This is a genomic window from Membranihabitans marinus, from assembly GCF_019802045.1.
Lineage (GTDB): Bacteria > Bacteroidota > Bacteroidia > Chitinophagales > Saprospiraceae > Membranihabitans > Membranihabitans marinus_A.
The window spans coordinates 50,982-67,990 of the sequence record NZ_JAHVHU010000019.1; the positions used below are offsets into that span (position 1 = coordinate 50,982).

The window sequence follows — 17,009 nt, forward strand, 5'->3', positions numbered from 1 at the left end:
CGGGTAAAAATTAGTACATTTAATTCAATTAAGGCAATTTCATGAAGAAAACTTTACTTATCACATTCTTTACGCTGATGATTACTGTGTTGTTTTCACAAACAGGGTTTTCCGTGTATCCAATGGATGCATCAATCGATGTTGAAAACCCGGATAGCGAATACGTAACCCAGGGGTATGTGGTCAATGAAAGCGATGCAGAACTGACCTTGAAGTGGGTCAAAAAAGCTCAGTCAAAGCCTGAAATGGCTGAGGCTGCCATCTGTGATAATGTGGTCTGCTGGAATCCTTCAAAGTTTGAAAGTGAATTCTCCATCGCAGCACGTGATTCCAGTAATTTTGATTTTCATTATTATCCCAATGGACAAGCTGGAAGTGCTGTGTATAAGATCTCGGTTGCAGAGGTTGACCAGCTGGATAACAAAGCTGAAATGACTTTTACGATCAATGATGCGGCAACGACTTTAGCTCCCATGGCAGGCCAGGAAGAAGTGCGGATTTATCCGAATCCGGCCACGGAATATTTCTCCGTGGATGGTGTTGATAAATTGAAAGAAGTAATAGTGATCAATCTCGTGGGGCAGGAGGTAAAGCGATTCAAAGCTTCACACAAAGCGAAGTACAACGTTTCTGAATTAATACGGGGTTTGTATCTTATCAGACTGATCGATGATAAAGAGCAGGTGATCAAGACCGTTCGGTTGAGTAAGCGGTAAGAACCGCGAAAGCCCATCCGGAGGTCTTCCGACAATTTCCAATCTATTTTTGCAAGCAGGATAAGAACCCAAACAGGTACTGTCTTTGGGTACCATTCAATCAACTATTGAATTTGCAATGTTGTTCTTCTTTTAGTCGAGCGATTATCCGGGGCGATTATGCAGGAACCTGATATCTCCGAAGGGGGTGCATGGACTTATTCCGCAAAAGTCACACGTCATCCAAAAGTGGGGGATGTAATAGGGCCAATTTTGGAGTTTAAGCAATTGATCCACTGTATATTATGTATCGCAATAGATTGACGTGGTGAATAAAGCGGATTACATTGATCTGTAGCATTGGTGCTCAGGGTTAATCTACATCTTGATCTTGCGCACGCACCTGTCGCAGCTTCATAATTTGCTGATTGATCGATTCTTTCGTTCGGTTCATCAGGGTGATGGGATCCGGGTCTGAAATCGGTTCACCCACAGATAGATAAATGGATCGATTCCGGGCGGTGATAAACTGATACAAAAACTGGTCATACAGGGGACGATCTGACCAGTAATAGGTCTCATTGGGATATTCCATAGCTACCGGAATGACAGATCGCTGTGCCCGAACCGCGGATTCAAAAGCTCCTTTTTTAAACGATCCCGTGCCCGGCCCTGTATGGGTGGTTCCTTCCGGATAAAGTAGTATGTCGGTTCCGTCACGCAGGCTTTCAAAAATGCGAAATTTCATTTTTTGCCGATCTTCTTTTTTGCCTCGGTCCAGCATCAGCACTTCGGTCAGGCGGGTTCCCCAGCCAATAATAGGATACCGGGACACTTCGGCTTTGGACACCGGATTGGCCACTAAATGGGAAAGAAATGCCACCGGATCATAAAAAGAACGGTGATTGCTGATGTATAAATAACACCCTTCCGGTGGGCGTTTGGCCAAAACGATCAGTCGGACACCCAAAATCCAGTTGGCGTGTTTGCAAAACCGCCGGCGAGCGAGGAATTTAATTTTTTGCTTGTTCTTTTCCGCTGCAAAAATCAATCGGATACTTAATACCACAATGGAAACCACCAATACTCCAAAAAATAATGTGAGTTTCAATCCGGCTATAAAATGGGTTGCGATTCTGGACAATGACGATTTATTTTCAGAATTTTATTTGCTAACTCAATATCTGGTAAATCAGAAAACTCGAAAAATAAGCTAAAAGAGTAAGATATACAAACTGGATCACTGGCCATTTCCAGCTCCCGGTTTCTTTTTTGACCACAGCCAGGGTGCTCATGCACTGCATGGCAAAGGCATAGAATAGCAATAGGGACCAGATGGTGGCCGGTGTGTACACCTTTTCACCGGTGTCTGAAAACGTGGATTTTTCCATGCTTTCCTGAATGCCTTTGATGTTTTCTTCTGAACCAATGCTGTAGATGGTTGCCATGGTACCCACGAACACCTCCCGCGCGGCAAAAGAAGTGATCAGTGAAATACCTATTTTCCAGTCAAATCCAATTGGCCGGATGACCGGTTCGATGGCATGGCCCAAAATACCGGCGTAGGAGTTTTCGATTTGATAGGTCGCCTTGAGATTCGCTGTTTCCTCCGGAGAAAGATTCTGACTGATGGATTCCTGCTCTGCCTGTTGTGTGGCTTCGGCCATGCGGTCGGAAGGACCATAAGAAGCCAGAAACCACAATACAATACTGATTACAAAAATTACTTTCCCCGCTTCTATGACAAAGGTTTTGACCTTGTTGTAGACATTGAAGATGATCGTGCTCCAGTCCGGCCATTGATAATCCGGAAGCTCCATCATTAAAAAGCTTTCTGAAGGTGCTCTCAATATTTTTTTGAGAACCCATGCTACAGCCAGTGCCATAAAGCCACCCAGAAAATACATCAGTCCGAAGGCCAATCCCTGCAAATTAAATATACCCCCAATTTTTTGATAGGGAACGACCATAGCAATCAACAGAGCATATACCGGGATTCGGGCAGAACAACTAATCAGGGGCGTGACCATGATGGTGATCATGCGTTCTTTCCATCCGGCAATATTCCGGGTGCTCATGATTGCCGGTATGGCACAAGCTCCACCCGACACCAGAGCTACGACACTTCTCCCATTCATGCCAAACTTTTGTAGTGTACTGTCCATCATGAAAACCACGCGTGCCATATACCCCGTCTGTTCCAAAATGCCGATCAGGAAAAACAATATGGCTATTTGAGGAATAAACACGAGAATGCCACCAATGCCCGCCAGGATGCCCTCCGTCAATAAGTTGGTCATCCATCCAGATGGAAATGTGGCATAGATTATATTGTTTAGCGCTGCAAAACCATTTTCAATCCATGCCATGGGGTATTGGGCCCAGGCGAATATGGCCTGGAATATGAGGAGCATTAATCCAAAAAAAACCGCCGGACCCCACCAGCGGTGTGTCAAAATCCGATCCAGAAGATCTGTTCTGGAAGGGTCTGAAGTTATCAGAGGCTGTAGCTTGTGCAGGAAAGGTTCGATCAACGCATAGCGCTTCATCGTATCCTGCACTTGTGCATTTAATATCTGCTGTTTACGGGTAGTTCCATTCGCTGTGTTTCGATCTTCTTTTTTGGATGTAACTTCTTTCGTGGCATGAATATCTTTTACAAAAGTGATGTAATCGTAGCTTTTGGCCGTGAAAGCACCCGATCGGAAAGATAAATCCTGACTATTGAAAAATGGGTCATCACGGTGTGACGGCAGGTTGAAATGATATGTTTCTATTTTCTTTTTTAGCCGATCAACACCGAGACCTTTTTTCGATGAAATGCTTACGACGGGTACGCCATATTTTTTGCTGAAAATTCGCTCTAGTTCGACCGGGTCAGTCTGGATCAGATCAGCCATGTTAAGACATAGAATCATGGGTTTGCCCATACTCAGCATCTGGGTGAAGAGCAGAAGCTGTTTGTCCAGTCTGGTGACGTCTGCTACATATACGAACAAAGTGTCTTGCCCATCTGCAGAGTTAATGATTTCACGGGCGGCAATTTTTTCGTCTGTCGTAGTCGGGAATATGGAGTACGAACCCGGCAGATCGGTAATTTTGTACGATTTCCTATTCGACAGGATCATCCGGCCGGTCTTTTTATCGACCGTGACACCGGGGTAGTTACCGGTTTTTTGCCGCATGCCGGTCAGCCGGTTGAAGAGTGAACTCTTTCCGCTGTTGGGATTGCCCGCCAGAACGACCTGGCGCGTCGGGACCTGGATGGCTTTTTCTGTCATCATCCGCTTAATTTTCCTGGATGATTACCTGCGCGGCTTCTTTTTTACGCAAAGCAATGTGGCTTGTGTTAAGTTTGACATACAAGGTGCTTCCGAAAGGGGATTTCCGTATGACGGTTGTCGTGGTACCGGGCAGAAAGCCCAGTTCGGTTAACCGGGCCGAACACGAGGCGTTTTCTATGCGTTTTATGGTGACTGGTTTGTGGCAGGCAATGTGATTAAGCGTGGTGAGCGACATAGTTATTTTTATTTAGACAAAAACTAAACTAGTGCAAAATAAGGGAAATTATCTTTATTTTGAAAGGAAAGTATTCGCTAATTTTTTGTTGTTTGAGACGAACGGCCGGTCGCTTATACTGGTTTATGGGGTTGATAAGGTTGATGGGGTTGATGGGGTTTGTAAGGTTGATGGGGTTTTTAGGTAGAGAATCAAAATAGAGATGGGTGTGCTAACGCGGGCTGGCGCTGAGAAGAAAGGAAAGCTTCAGAATTCATCTTAGGTCTGTAATCTTTCTTCGCAAATACTACGGCGGACAAAAATAAAATCTGAAATCAAAAAAGTGGAGGATATCGGATTCGAACCGATGACCTCTACACTGCCAGTGTAGCGCTCTAGCCAACTGAGCTAATCCCCCATACAGGTGTGGGTGTGGGTGTGAGTGTGAGTGTGGGGTGTGAGTGTCGTGTAAAAATCCATTCACCTTTTTCCAAACTGCTCGCAAAACTACTATTTATTTGTCACAAATAAAACAACCATGTAGATAATTATTATTTTTATTTCCCCTGTCATATTTTTAGTAATATTGGAATTCTAAACACGGCGTAATATATGGAAATTAAATTTTGTGGAGCAGCACGGGAAGTAACGGGCAGCGCTCACTTGGTGACATTGGATGATGGCTATACGATTTTATTGGATTGCGGTTTATATCAAGGGAATGAGGATGACATGGAAGATTTCAACAGAAACTGGTATTTCAATCCTTCGGAAATCGATTGTGTCGTTCTGTCGCATGCCCACATCGATCATTCCGGCCGGTTGCCGTTTTTGGTCAAAAGTGGGTTTAGAGGGAGTATTTATTGTACACACGCGACCCGGAGTCTTTGCGCAATCATGTTATTGGACAGTGCCAAAATTCAGGAATATGATGCCAGATATCAAAATGAACGGGCAAAATCACGAGGAGACACGACCACCATCACACCATTGTATGAAACCAAGCATGTGACCGAAACCATGAAGCTATTCCGGTCGGTCGGCTACGATCAATGGTTTACCATTCATGATGGCGTGGAAGTAATGTATAAAGATGCCGGACACATTCTGGGGTCTGCATCGGTAACATTGCGTGTGGATGGTGACAAATACATCGGTTTCTCCGGTGATATAGGACGACCTGATCGACCGATATTGCGGGATCCGGAGCCAATGCCGCCACTCGATTATCTGATATGTGAATCCACATATGGTGATCGGGACCACATCAGTAAGCCCATCGAAGATGAATTGTTTTTGAAAATTATTCGGGAAACCTGCGTGGAAAAAGGCGGGAAGGTAATTATCCCTTCGTTTAGCGTCGGACGAACTCAAGATATCGTATATATTCTGGATCAGTTGTTCAACGAAGGATTGTTGCCCAAAGATATTCCAATCTATGTGGACAGCCCGCTGGCCATCAATGCTACGCAGGTATACGGCACGCACCCGGAATGCTATGATGATGAGCTCAATGAATATTTGTTGGAGGATGATGATCCATTTGGATTCAATAGTCTGACCTATGTACGCAGTGTGGAATTTTCAAAATCCTTAAATGATAAAAAAGACCCTTGTGTGATTATCAGTGCAGCCGGCATGGCCAACGCGGGGCGGGTCCGACACCACATTGCCAATAACCTGGAAGATCCGGATAATACCATCCTGCTGGTGGGATATGCCACTCCCTCCACGCCGGCCGGGATGCTGATCAATGGCGTGGACAGACTGAAGCTGTTTGGTCAGTGGTTGCAGGTCAAAGCCCGGGTAGAACGGATCGACGCCTTATCTGCTCACGGTGACCGGTGGGAGATGTTGTCCTTCCTGAAAAACCAACAAACGCTGAAAGGCCTTTACCTGGTACATGGAGATTACGATGTGCAGGTGGCCTGGCAGGCTTTTCTTGAAAAACGGGGGTTTGGCCCCATTGAAATTCCAGCTTTGCGAGATACGGTGAAATTATATCCGGAATCCTGAGAAAAAGTTGTAATTTGCTGATGTGCGGCGTGTGTTACTTGCAGCCAGCCTTTGGGTTGGCGAGCGCTCCCCTGCTGAAGAAAATGTGCGCAAACTGACCGATGTGGTATATACTGATTTGAATTGGGTTTGATCGCTGGGAGGGTTCCAGATGTCAAATCATCTATACGTATAAATCGGACAGGGGTAGTACCTTCGAAAAAATATCTTGTAGGGTTTCCCCGGTGGTAACAAGAATCGCAGTTCATCGAGGGGACTCGAAATTAAGTATGCCCTGGACCCTGCTACGAGTATGGTTAGGGTAAAGAAACATGGAACCGAAAACAAATTATTAAAACATACCTCAGATGCATTTCAAATTTGACCTTCAATTAATACTGATTATTATCCTGGCTCCTTTATTCCTCTCTGCGCAGGATTATTGCAATTCAGATTTTACGACCAATGAATTTAGTTCCATTCAAAAAGTTGAGTTGCAATATGGCCGGGCCGAAGCACCTCGAAATAATTTTAATGTTGACTCCGTTGAATTGGATCTGGACCTGTATTTCTCTACAGAAAACACGAATGCGGTGCAACCGATTATGTTTCTTCTGCACGGCGGGTCATTTATCACAGAAGCCGGGAACAAAGGAGACATGGAAGAAATAGCCCGTTTGATGGTGTCCAAGGGGTTTGTGGTGGCTTCTATAAGCTATCGGACTTGGTCTATCATACTCGGTGGCGTACCTTTTAGGGAGGATATCGTGGATGTAGTGGTCAAAGCAATGTTGGATTTACAGACCGCGATTGATTTTGTGGTGGATGTGAATGGTACGGGCGATTTTCCGGAAGTAGACGTAAATCATATAGTCATCGGGGGAGCCAGTGCCGGAGCTGTGACGATCAATCACCGTTTGTATATCGATGCGCAGGACAGCTTGCCGGATTTTCTGTCGACTGCATTTGAGAACAATGGTGGATTATTTGAGAGTGATTCGGAGAAATATGAGATTGTGTACGGTCTCAATATGAGTGGTGGGATTTTTGATACGGCGTGGATCGATGCGGGTGAACCCCCGTTAATCTCCATTCACGGCGACAAGGACTCCGTGGTGTATTATGACTATGGTCTGGCCAATGGAGTGATAGGTTTGTATGGAAGCAAACCCATGGATGAAAGATTAACGGAAAAAGGAGTGGACTCTTATTTGTATACCTTCGAAGGGGGGGGACATTCAAATATATATGATAACATACCACTGTATCGGGATCCCCTGCTGAAGGTACTGGATACCGGACTGATGAAGATCCAGGAATCGGTATGTCTGACGACCAACAACCCGCTGGCTATAGTACCTGCGGATGTCAAACTTGTCAACACGCTGGTGGGGCAAGAGCTCATTGTTGAGAATCGTGAAAATAATCCCATGCGCTATCAGATTATAGACTTGTGGGGGCGTACCATTCAGTCGGGAGAGCTTAATCAGGGACGACAGCAGATTTCGTTCAACAGCACTGTGTCCGGATACTTCGTATTTCGGGTGCATGGACAGAAGAGTCGGCAACAGGCGGTATATCAACAATTGTTCTATAACAAAAAACCGTAGCGGATTAATGGCAACCCCTCTTGATAAAGACAGTGCATTTGGACGAGAGTCGATGCAGCCCGGCTGGATGGACAGGTTGTCCAATGACACACCAATGACACATTAGAATAAAGACCGTTCATTCTATTAAGTTTCGCCATTGGCGGGTTGGAGTATTGACCGACCGTCGTATGAATGTGCTTTCCGCACAACCGATCACTGCATGACAGAGATTTTGTGCGTTTAAATTTGTACGTAAAATGGATTGACCATCGGTGGTCTTCGTTTTGTTCCGGATCCGTTTAGTTTTGCCTCAGATCTGCAGAACGATAAATTCATGAATAAACCGGGATGAGCGAACTTCGTTTTCAATTATTTTAATCACTGCGTCAAAGAACGGTTGTTTCCTTGCACAACCCCGATTAAATTGGTACTTTTACCAACTTTAAAATTTAACGTTAAAATCTGTTTATTAAATGGGACAAACAATTACTTATATTATTCCATTATTTGGTGTATTAGGCATCATGTATATGTTTTGGAGATCCGCGTGGGTATCCAAGCAAGAGGTGGGAACTGATCTGATGGCTCGGATCGCAAAGAATATTGCTGACGGTGCGATGGCATTTCTCAAAGCAGAATACCGGGTGCTGGCTATTTTTGTAGTGATCGTGGCTGGATTGTTGCTTTACAGTGGAACGGTTTCCGAGGGGTCACACCCTTTGATTGCGCTGTCATTTGTTTTTGGAGCAATCTGTTCTGCATTGGCTGGATTTATTGGCATGCGTGTGGCGACCAAAGCCAACGTACGAACGACACATGCTGCACGAACCGGATTGGGTCGGGCGCTTGAGGTGGCTTTTGCCGGTGGTTCTGTCATGGGGCTGGCGGTAGTAGGTCTGGGTTTGATAGGCCTTGGCGTTCTTTACATCGTTTACAGCAGCATGGGGTGGGAGCCCGCTAAAGTGATCCAGGTATTGACCGGATTTTCATTTGGTGCATCTTCCATTGCATTGTTTGCCCGGGTTGGTGGAGGTATTTACACCAAGGCCGCTGACGTGGGGGCTGACCTGGTCGGAAAAGTGGAAGCGGGGATCCCGGAGGATCATCCTTTGAACCCGGCCACGATCGCTGATAACGTAGGGGATAATGTGGGTGATGTAGCTGGTATGGGTGCTGATTTATTTGAGTCCTATGTTGGATCAATTATCGGAACGATGGTACTGGGAGCGGCTTTTCTGGGTTTATCCGGATTTGAAGTGACCAATGCTTTTGGCGGACTCAATGCGGTTCTCTTGCCTTTGCTTTTAGCAGGTATTGGAATTGTGACCTCGATTATTGGTACATTTTTCGTTCGTGTAAAAGAAGGAGGCGATCCACAGACTGCACTGAACACGGGTGAATTAGTGGCAGCAGTGCTGATGTTGATCGTGACTTATATTCTGATCACAACGATCATGCCTGCTTCGTGGACATTTCATGACCATACGTACAATTCCATTGGTGTTTTCTGGGCCGTGTGTTTTGGGCTGGTTGCCGGACTGCTGATTGGATTTGTAACCGAAAAATATACGGGAACCGGAACCCGGCCTGTAACGAGTATTGTGAAACAATCGGTGACAGGTTCTGCGACCAATATTATTTCTGGCCTGGGTGTCGGAATGCAGTCTACAGCGCTTCCGATTCTTATCCTGGCTGCCGCTATTATGGGGTCTTATCATTTTGCAGGATTGTACGGTATCGCTATTGCTGCGGTAGGAATGCTCTCCAACACCGGCGTTCAGTTGGCGGTCGATGCGTATGGACCGATATCTGACAACGCAGGAGGAATCGCTGAGATGGCTGATCTGCCCGGAGAAGTCCGTCAACGCACAGACAAACTGGATGCTGTCGGAAACACCACAGCGGCTATTGGTAAAGGTTTTGCCATTGGATCGGCAGCGCTGACTGCTTTGGCTTTGTTTGCTGCCTTTATGGAAACGACCAATTTGCGAACCATCGATATTGCTCAACCAACGGTAATGGCCGGACTGTTGATCGGATCGATGCTGCCGTTTTTGTTCTCCTCGATGGCCATGAATGCGGTTGGACGAGCTGCCATGGATATGATCAACGAAGTACGACGACAATTCAATGACATACCAGAGCTTCGAGCAGCACTGGATGTAATGAACAGAAATACGAGCAATGATGTATCCACCTGGAGTGCTGAAGATCAACGGATCTATCTAGAAGCAGACGGGAAAGCAGAATATGACAAGTGTGTGGAAATATCAACCAAAGCCTCCCTTCGAGAAATGGTTCTTCCAGGGTTGTTGGCTATTTTGACACCAGTCTTTATTGGATTTATTTTTGGAGACGAAATGCTGGGTGGATTGTTAGCTGGTGTAACGGCTACCGGTGTACTGATGGCAATTTTCCAATCCAATGCTGGTGGAGCCTGGGACAACGCCAAGAAAATGGTGGAAGAGGGCGTTGAGATTGATGGAAAAATTTACAACAAGCAATCTGAAGCTTACAATGCCACGGTGGTTGGTGATACGGTGGGTGATCCGTTCAAAGACACTTCCGGTCCTTCCTTGAACATCTTGCTTAAGCTGATGTCCGTGGTTGCCTTGGTTATTGCGCCGTTTATATAAAACGGAGTACAATTCACATGTACCCTGTTTTTTAAAAATTATGAATCAAACCGGTTGTATGGACTCCATGCAACCGGTTTTTTTAATTTTAGCGTAGTTTTCCGAATGTTGGTCTAAATTTGGATGATGAAACAAGAAAATCAGGCTATATTATGTTATTACCATGGAGATTTCCATAACTTCAAAGATTTTATTTGCCGTTCCAAGTGAACTATATGTGCATTCTGATCTTTTAAACTAAAAGACCTTCAAAATTGAATAAAATGATAATAAGAGGATTGGTATTAGTGGTCGTTGTTCTGGGTGGTTTTATATACAACCAGTTTGACGGTGAAAACCTGGATGAACTTACAAAAGAACAAGTAATCATGAAGGGGATTAATACCTTTGTGGATTATGTGCATTTTTCGCCGCATGAAATGGACGATGCCTATGCCGAAGAGGTATTTCATATATACCTGGAATCGCTGGACGGGCGAAAACAATTTTTTACCGGCGAGGAAGTCGATCAACTCAAAACCAATCTCGATCAACTAGATGACCAGATCAGGTCATTTGATCTGACCTTTTTTAACCAATCTTATGACATTTATAAAAATGCCTTTGACCGTGCAGAGGCATTTTATGTGAGCATATTGAAGGAACCCTTTGATTATGATGTGGATGAAAATCTGGAACGAGACCCTGAAAAGCTCGATTTTGCGCGAGATACCGCAGCTTTAAAAGATTACTGGCGCAAATTGCTGAAGTACGAAACGGTGAGCCGAATCATTGATAAACAGAATGCAAAATTAGAAGAAGATGAGGCACAGACCTTCGAAGAGATTGAAAAGGAGGCCCGCGAAGGAACCAAGAAAATGTATGACCGGTATTTTGATCGAATGAAAGATTTCTTGCGTGAACAGGACCTATTTGATCAATACATGAATGCCATTACCATGGCGAATGATCCGCATTCGAATTACTTCAGTCCCAAAAAGAAAGAAGATTTTGAAATCGACATGTCTGGTAAATTAGAAGGCATCGGTGCCCGGTTGACCAAAGATGGTGAATATACCAAGGTGGTCAGTATCGTACCCGGTGGTCCGGCCTGGAAAGGAAAAGAATTGGAAGCCAAGGATTTGATTGCCAAAGTGGCTCAGGGTGATGAAGAACCTGTTGATGTGCGGGGGTGGCGAACGGATGATGTGGTGCAGCTGATACGTGGTGAAGCAGGAACCACGGTTCGGTTGTTTGTGAAAAAACCCGATGGAACGATGGAAGAGGTAGCGATCATACGCGACGAGGTGGAGATTGGACAGAGCTTTGCCAAATCATTTATAATCGATGATGAAGAAATTAATCGAAAAATAGGCTATATAAAGCTTCCCCGTTTTTATTTTGAATTTGATGGCGATAAGAGATCATCGACCGATATGGCCGAAGAGCTGGAAAAAATGAAAGATGAAAATGTAGAAGGGGTAATCCTCGATCTGCGCTTCAATCCCGGTGGATCCTTGAGTGATGTGGTTGATATCAGTGGTTTGTTTATCGAAGGTGGACCGATCGTACAGGTCAAATCTCGCAAAGATGATCCGTACATCTGGAAAGATAAAGACAAGAAATCCCATTACGATGGCCCCCTGGTTATCCTGGTGAACCATTTTTCAGCATCGGCGTCTGAGATTCTGGCTGCGGCTATGCAGGATTACAATCGGGCAGTGATCGTGGGTAGTACGTCTACTTTTGGAAAAGGAACGGTCCAGCGATTTTTTCAACTGGATCAGGCTTTCCGCGGTAATAATCCCTACGGTAACCTGGGTGATGTGAAACTAACCATTCAGAAGTATTACCGGATCAACGGAGGGAGTGTACAGCTTCGCGGTGTGATTCCGGATATCATTCTGCCGGATACCTACATGTATATGGAGATGGGCGAAAAGGATTATGACAATCCCCTCGAATGGACGAAGATCGATCCGCTTAAATACAACCAGGACGTATTCAACATAGCCAATATGGATGTGATCAAAGCCAATTCGAAACAACGGGTTGAAGGAAATCCGATATTTTCAAAGATTGATGAATATGCGAAATATTTGAAAGAAGTGCGTAACCAAAGCATCACCCCACTGGACCTGGAAGAGCTCAAAGCGCTGGAGAAAAAACGGAAATCACGATCTGATAAGTTCAATGATCTCGATCAGGTCAATGAACAAATCAAAGTGTACAACTACCCCAAAGACCTGGAAAAAATCCAGATTGATTCCTCCTTGATTGCAGCAAACCAGGAAGAAATGTCGGATATTCAAAAAGATGTATACATCAACGAAGCATTGTGGATCGTCAATGACTTGATTGAGAGTCAGCCGTGATTAAACGGAAAAGCAGAGTAGCTCAAAGCAGAGAAGTTCTAAGCTCAAAGCTCAAAGCAGAGAAGTTCTAAGCTCAAGCTCAAAGTAAAGAGGTTCTAAGCAAAGAGGTTTTAAGCTCAAAGCTCAAAGCAATTAGGTTCTAAGCTCTGAGGTGTAGGTGCTCGTAAGTTTCCAAAAATCAGGATCAATTGACTGAAGATTCATCTGATTAGCAAGAAGCACACCATGCAGTCCACCTTAATGACCAACTGCTTAGTTTACCTGCCGTGGTCAGGCATGTAGGTGATCTACCATCAATCACCACCAACCACTCATGATCAATTAATCACTGGCTTGTTCCAAAATGTAGTTCCATTGCTGATCCCGTTCTTCCGGAACATCATATCCGGAACGACGGTACCAATAATCACCGTTCCAGTGATCTCCCTCCAAATAATGAAGGTAACCATGGATCAACGCTGCTAGTGCGTCATCTTCTTCCTGGACCAGATCATGGGCCTTATCCCACTTATCGTGATGAGTATACCAAAGTGCTTTTTCGTGAGTCGATAAACCTTCCGAAGGTTCATTTAGGTTTAGAGCAGCGGTCAATTCTTCCAGTGTCATAGTTAGTTTGTGCTAAGTATGTGGACTAGATACTCATCTAGAAAAATCTGCAACGTCCAGGTAACAAAAAAAATCCCAAAGTAACGGTCGCCACTTTGGGATTCTTCTGAGGTTTAGCTTTTATTGTTTTACAACGCAGTGGCGGTGTAAGTTACTTTTTGAGTATACGTTCCGGCAGGTTTCCCAAGAATGTCCGAAGAAGATGATTTTGCTTGTGGAATCACATATTCAAGATCCAAAACCAATGAACTTCCCAGATCCGCTCCGGCGATCAGTTTTTGGTCCGAAGTCGACAAGACCACATTGGAAGGTGTGCCGGTCATGGTCGTTGTCCCGCCAGTCACTGGTTTGATGGTCAGTACATTAACCGGGATAAAATCGCTGCCTTTTTCAAAGTTTGCACCATTGGCTTTGACATTGACGTCAAAACTTTTCGTAGAGGTGACAATAAGACTTTTGGGTACTTTCTTGGTCTGTGTTGAGTTGTAGTCTGCCGCAGTATTGTAATTAAATTCTACGGTGCTTCCATCGGCTGCACTTCCCGGGTCGATTGAGATGACATCGGACAGGTTGATGTTAACCTGAGTAGTGGCTGTGGTGTTTTGAGCAGTGGTATTAATGGATGTGAAAACCATTGCAACAAGAGCTAAAGTGGAAAGGATGATCAGTTTTTTCATAATTCTTAAGTTGTGGGTTGTGAGTATATATTTTTAATTGTTTTGTCTTCGTTTGACAATGCAAATATAGGGGCACCCCGAAGGTTGACTTGTAGTCAAACTTGTAAGTTGATGTAGTAATAAGTTGACAAGGCGCTACGCTGTTAGGTATTGGGACGCATTGCTTTAGCAGTTGGTGGCAGACACTTGCCGGGAGGGCCTTGTGAGTGGGATAGTGTCTGGCACCTATTATGGGACGCTGCGCTTTAGCAGTTAGGACGCTTCGCTTTGGTACTTTCATCTAATGTCAAGGAAGTGCGATAACCACAATGCTCTGGAAGATGGGATGAAATCTTCGACTTACTTATGGGTTAAAAATGTGCCGAGCCGCTGGCTCTCAAATTACTTTAACCCGCTTTATTCATCTGGTCAATAATCCAGTAAAAATTGATTTTGGCCTATCGTTGATTTGTCTATAATCAGTTTTGATATTCATCTATTTATCCGTTCACCGGGCTAATTTTGGCCACCGGATATAGGTTGGTTTTCTAACTTCCATCTAACCTAATCTGACCCTGACTGGGTCAGAATCCTTGCAAATAAAAGACCTCAGAGAGGTCTAATTAGGTTAGCTAAATTATTTGCACTCCGACGAACGACCTCAGAGAGGTCGGATTAGATTCTGAATCGTATAAAGATTTGGATGATGAAGATATGGTAAAAAAGGAGCCATCAATAGTGTTTGGTATTTATGATTTGGAGCACTAATGGTCCCATTCAAATACCCCACGATATTTGTAAATCTAAGAGCTGCACGTTTTGAACGTAGTTCAGAATATAATTTATAAATCACAAGCCTGATAATTTTATCTGTTGTTGTAGCCGCACGGTGGTTTTATCTACAACCTTATTTCCATGGTTATTTTTCTTAGCTTTGTAACTGAACATTTTACAGAAACAATATATGCATATACTCAGTGCAGAACATATGACCAAAGTCCATGGAGACCGTGTGCTTTTCGAGGATTTGACGATTCATATGTCTCAGGGGGACAAGATCGGTTTCGTGGCTCCCAATGGGAGTGGTAAATCGACCATCATTCACATGTTAACGGGAAAGGAGCAATCCGATCAGCGGGATTTTCGGTTGTATATCAATCCGGATATCCGGGTGGGCTATTTGCCGCAGCAGGAAGACATCGATGAAAGCAAGACAATCCTTGATTATATCTTTAGCAATCCGCTGCCTGAGATTCAGGCGATGCGGATGTACCGGGAAGCGCGACAGAATGACGATGCAGAACTTCTGTCTGAAGCTGTCCAGGCCATGGATGCCAGTCGGGGCTGGGACATTGAGTCGAGGATTGAGGAAATTTTGACGAAACTGCTTGTGCCGGATCCGCAACGGCTCATGGGTACCTTGAGCGGAGGCCAGGTCAAACGAGTATTATTATCTCGACTCCTGATTGATGATCCGGATTTGCTCATACTCGATGAGCCGACCAATCATCTGGATGTTGAAATGATTGACTGGTTGGAGAACTATTTAGCTCAACCCTCGAAGACCCTGTTTATGGTCACGCACGACCGGTATTTCCTGGAAGATGTTTGTACACAAATCCTGGAATTGGATCAAGGAAAATTGTATCAGTACCCCGGAAACTATGCGTATTTTTTGGAAAAAAGAGAAGAACGGGCTGTGTTGCAAGAAACTACGACGACCAAGGCTCGAAAGTTGATGAAAAAGGAATTGGACTGGATCAACCGAATGCCCAAGGCCCGAACGACAAAAAACAAAGCCCGGGTGGATGCCTTCGATGATATACGGAAGGAAGCCCAGCAAGATATTTACCGGCAGGAATTGGTATTCAATATACGGCCACATCGGATGGGATCCAAGATCCTGGAGTGTCACCATGTGTCCAAATCCTATGGAGACCTCCATCTGATCAAAGATTTTTCCTACAAATGGAAGAAAGGAGAAAAAATCGGATTGGTGGGGAAGAATGGAACCGGCAAATCTACCTTTATCAAGATGTTGACCGGAGAGATTGCACCAGACAGCGGGAAAATTGTCACCGGAGAAAACACGCGGTTTGGGTATTTCCGACAGGAAGAACGGCTGCCCGAAACTGATATCCCCATGATCGATGTGATTCGTTCTGTGGCTGACCACCTACCGTTGAAGAACGGGGGCTCGCTGAGTGCAGAGCAACTCATGGAACGTTTTTTGTTTCCCCGTCCCCGGCACCGGGTGCGTTATTCTCTCCTCAGTGGGGGTGAAAAGCGCCGGTTGCAATTGCTGCGAGTCTTGATGACCAATCCCAACTTCCTCATTCTGGATGAGCCGGCTAATGACCTGGATATTCTGACTTTGAATACGCTTGAAGAGTTTTTGATGGAATTTGAAGGGTGCATTCTTCTGGCCAGCCACGATCGTTATATGACCGATAAAATCGTCGATCACTTGTTTATACTGGATGGTGCCGGGAACGTGCAGGATTTCAACGGATCGTACAATGATTATTTGTCCCGCGACCAATCTCCGGCCGCACCCCAAAATCAGGTACAACCCCGGTCTGCAGAAAATGAATATGAATTGAGGAAAAAGATTCGAAGCGTAGAGAATCAGATTCAAAAGCTGGAATCGAAAAAGACGGACATTGAAAATCGTTTTCAAGAAACCAATATCACACCGGAACAAATCAAGGAGTGGAATATAGAGTTGGATAAGGTGAAAGATGATATCGCTGCAAAAGAAAGCGAATGGGAGGCTTCTGTCGAAGCACTGGAAAGTTAATAGGGTGGGGTTTGGATTTTGTCTGATCTGATCGGCTATGTACTATTGCAAGTGGAACAAAATTCGAAGCATTATTATTTTTCCTGACGACAAATGTCAAGGACGGTGCCTGCAGGATACCCAGATCAACGCAGATAGACCAAGCCGGCGGCTTGATTAGATAGTCAATACCGCCAT

Annotated in this window: 11 protein-coding genes and 1 tRNA gene; 6 read left to right on the plus strand and 6 right to left on the minus strand. The window is 44.8% G+C overall.

What is annotated here, in order from left to right; all coding sequences use genetic code 11:
• Positions 1-41 precede the first annotated feature (41 nt).
• Positions 42-716 carry a T9SS type A sorting domain-containing protein gene (locus KUV50_RS17245; RefSeq protein WP_222581439.1) on the plus strand — a complete coding sequence of 225 codons (675 nt, stop codon included), beginning with the start codon at positions 42-44 and terminating at the stop codon, positions 714-716.
• Between the two features lie 352 nt (positions 717-1,068).
• On the opposite strand, the gene KUV50_RS17250 is transcribed toward KUV50_RS17245, so the two are convergent.
• From KUV50_RS17250 to KUV50_RS17265, 4 genes are all read right to left on the minus strand, one after another.
• A complete protein-coding gene (locus tag KUV50_RS17250; protein WP_222581440.1) occupies positions 1,069-1,839 on the minus strand; it encodes a lysophospholipid acyltransferase family protein in 771 nt (256 codons plus the stop codon).
• Positions 1,840-1,867: 28 nt separating this feature from the next.
• A complete protein-coding gene (gene feoB, locus KUV50_RS17255; RefSeq protein ID WP_261395362.1) occupies positions 1,868-3,979 on the minus strand; it encodes a ferrous iron transport protein B in 2,112 nt (703 codons plus the stop codon).
• 4 nt (positions 3,980-3,983) lie between these two features.
• Positions 3,984-4,214: a ferrous iron transport protein A gene (locus KUV50_RS17260; RefSeq protein ID WP_222581441.1), complete on the minus strand. Its 231-nt coding sequence runs from the start codon at positions 4,212-4,214 to the stop codon at positions 3,984-3,986.
• 323 nt (positions 4,215-4,537) lie between these two features.
• Positions 4,538-4,611: transfer RNA gene (locus tag KUV50_RS17265), tRNA-Ala, on the minus strand.
• Between the two features lie 194 nt (positions 4,612-4,805).
• Between KUV50_RS17265 and KUV50_RS17270 the strand changes: the two genes are divergently transcribed.
• From KUV50_RS17270 to KUV50_RS17285, 4 genes are all read left to right on the plus strand, one after another.
• Positions 4,806-6,209, plus strand: a complete 1,404-nt coding sequence (locus tag KUV50_RS17270) for an MBL fold metallo-hydrolase (protein WP_222581442.1) — start codon at positions 4,806-4,808, stop codon at positions 6,207-6,209.
• A gap of 347 nt (positions 6,210-6,556) precedes the next feature.
• Positions 6,557-7,798 carry an alpha/beta hydrolase gene (locus KUV50_RS17275; RefSeq protein WP_222581443.1) on the plus strand — a complete coding sequence of 414 codons (1,242 nt, stop codon included), beginning with the start codon at positions 6,557-6,559 and terminating at the stop codon, positions 7,796-7,798.
• Between the two features lie 455 nt (positions 7,799-8,253).
• Positions 8,254-10,416, plus strand: coding sequence for a sodium-translocating pyrophosphatase (locus KUV50_RS17280; protein WP_222581444.1), 2,163 nt, complete (start codon positions 8,254-8,256; stop codon positions 10,414-10,416).
• 263 nt (positions 10,417-10,679) lie between these two features.
• Entirely contained in the window at positions 10,680-12,770 is a 2,091-nt protein-coding gene (locus KUV50_RS17285) for a carboxy terminal-processing peptidase (protein WP_222581445.1), read from the plus strand.
• Positions 12,771-13,091: 321 nt separating this feature from the next.
• Here the strand turns inward: KUV50_RS17285 and KUV50_RS17290 are convergent, their stop codons facing one another.
• Together KUV50_RS17290 and KUV50_RS17295 are read right to left on the minus strand one after the other, a co-directional pair.
• Positions 13,092-13,376: a hypothetical protein gene (locus KUV50_RS17290; protein WP_222581446.1), complete on the minus strand. Its 285-nt coding sequence runs from the start codon at positions 13,374-13,376 to the stop codon at positions 13,092-13,094.
• A gap of 128 nt (positions 13,377-13,504) precedes the next feature.
• Positions 13,505-14,053, minus strand: a complete 549-nt coding sequence (locus tag KUV50_RS17295) for a hypothetical protein (protein ID WP_222581447.1) — start codon at positions 14,051-14,053, stop codon at positions 13,505-13,507.
• A 943-nt stretch (positions 14,054-14,996) separates the two neighbouring features.
• Here KUV50_RS17295 and KUV50_RS17300 point away from each other — a divergent pair.
• Positions 14,997-16,832 (plus strand): ABC-F family ATP-binding cassette domain-containing protein, encoded by a 1,836-nt coding sequence (locus KUV50_RS17300; protein WP_222581448.1) that lies wholly within the window; start codon positions 14,997-14,999, stop codon positions 16,830-16,832.
• Positions 16,833-17,009 lie beyond the last annotated feature (177 nt).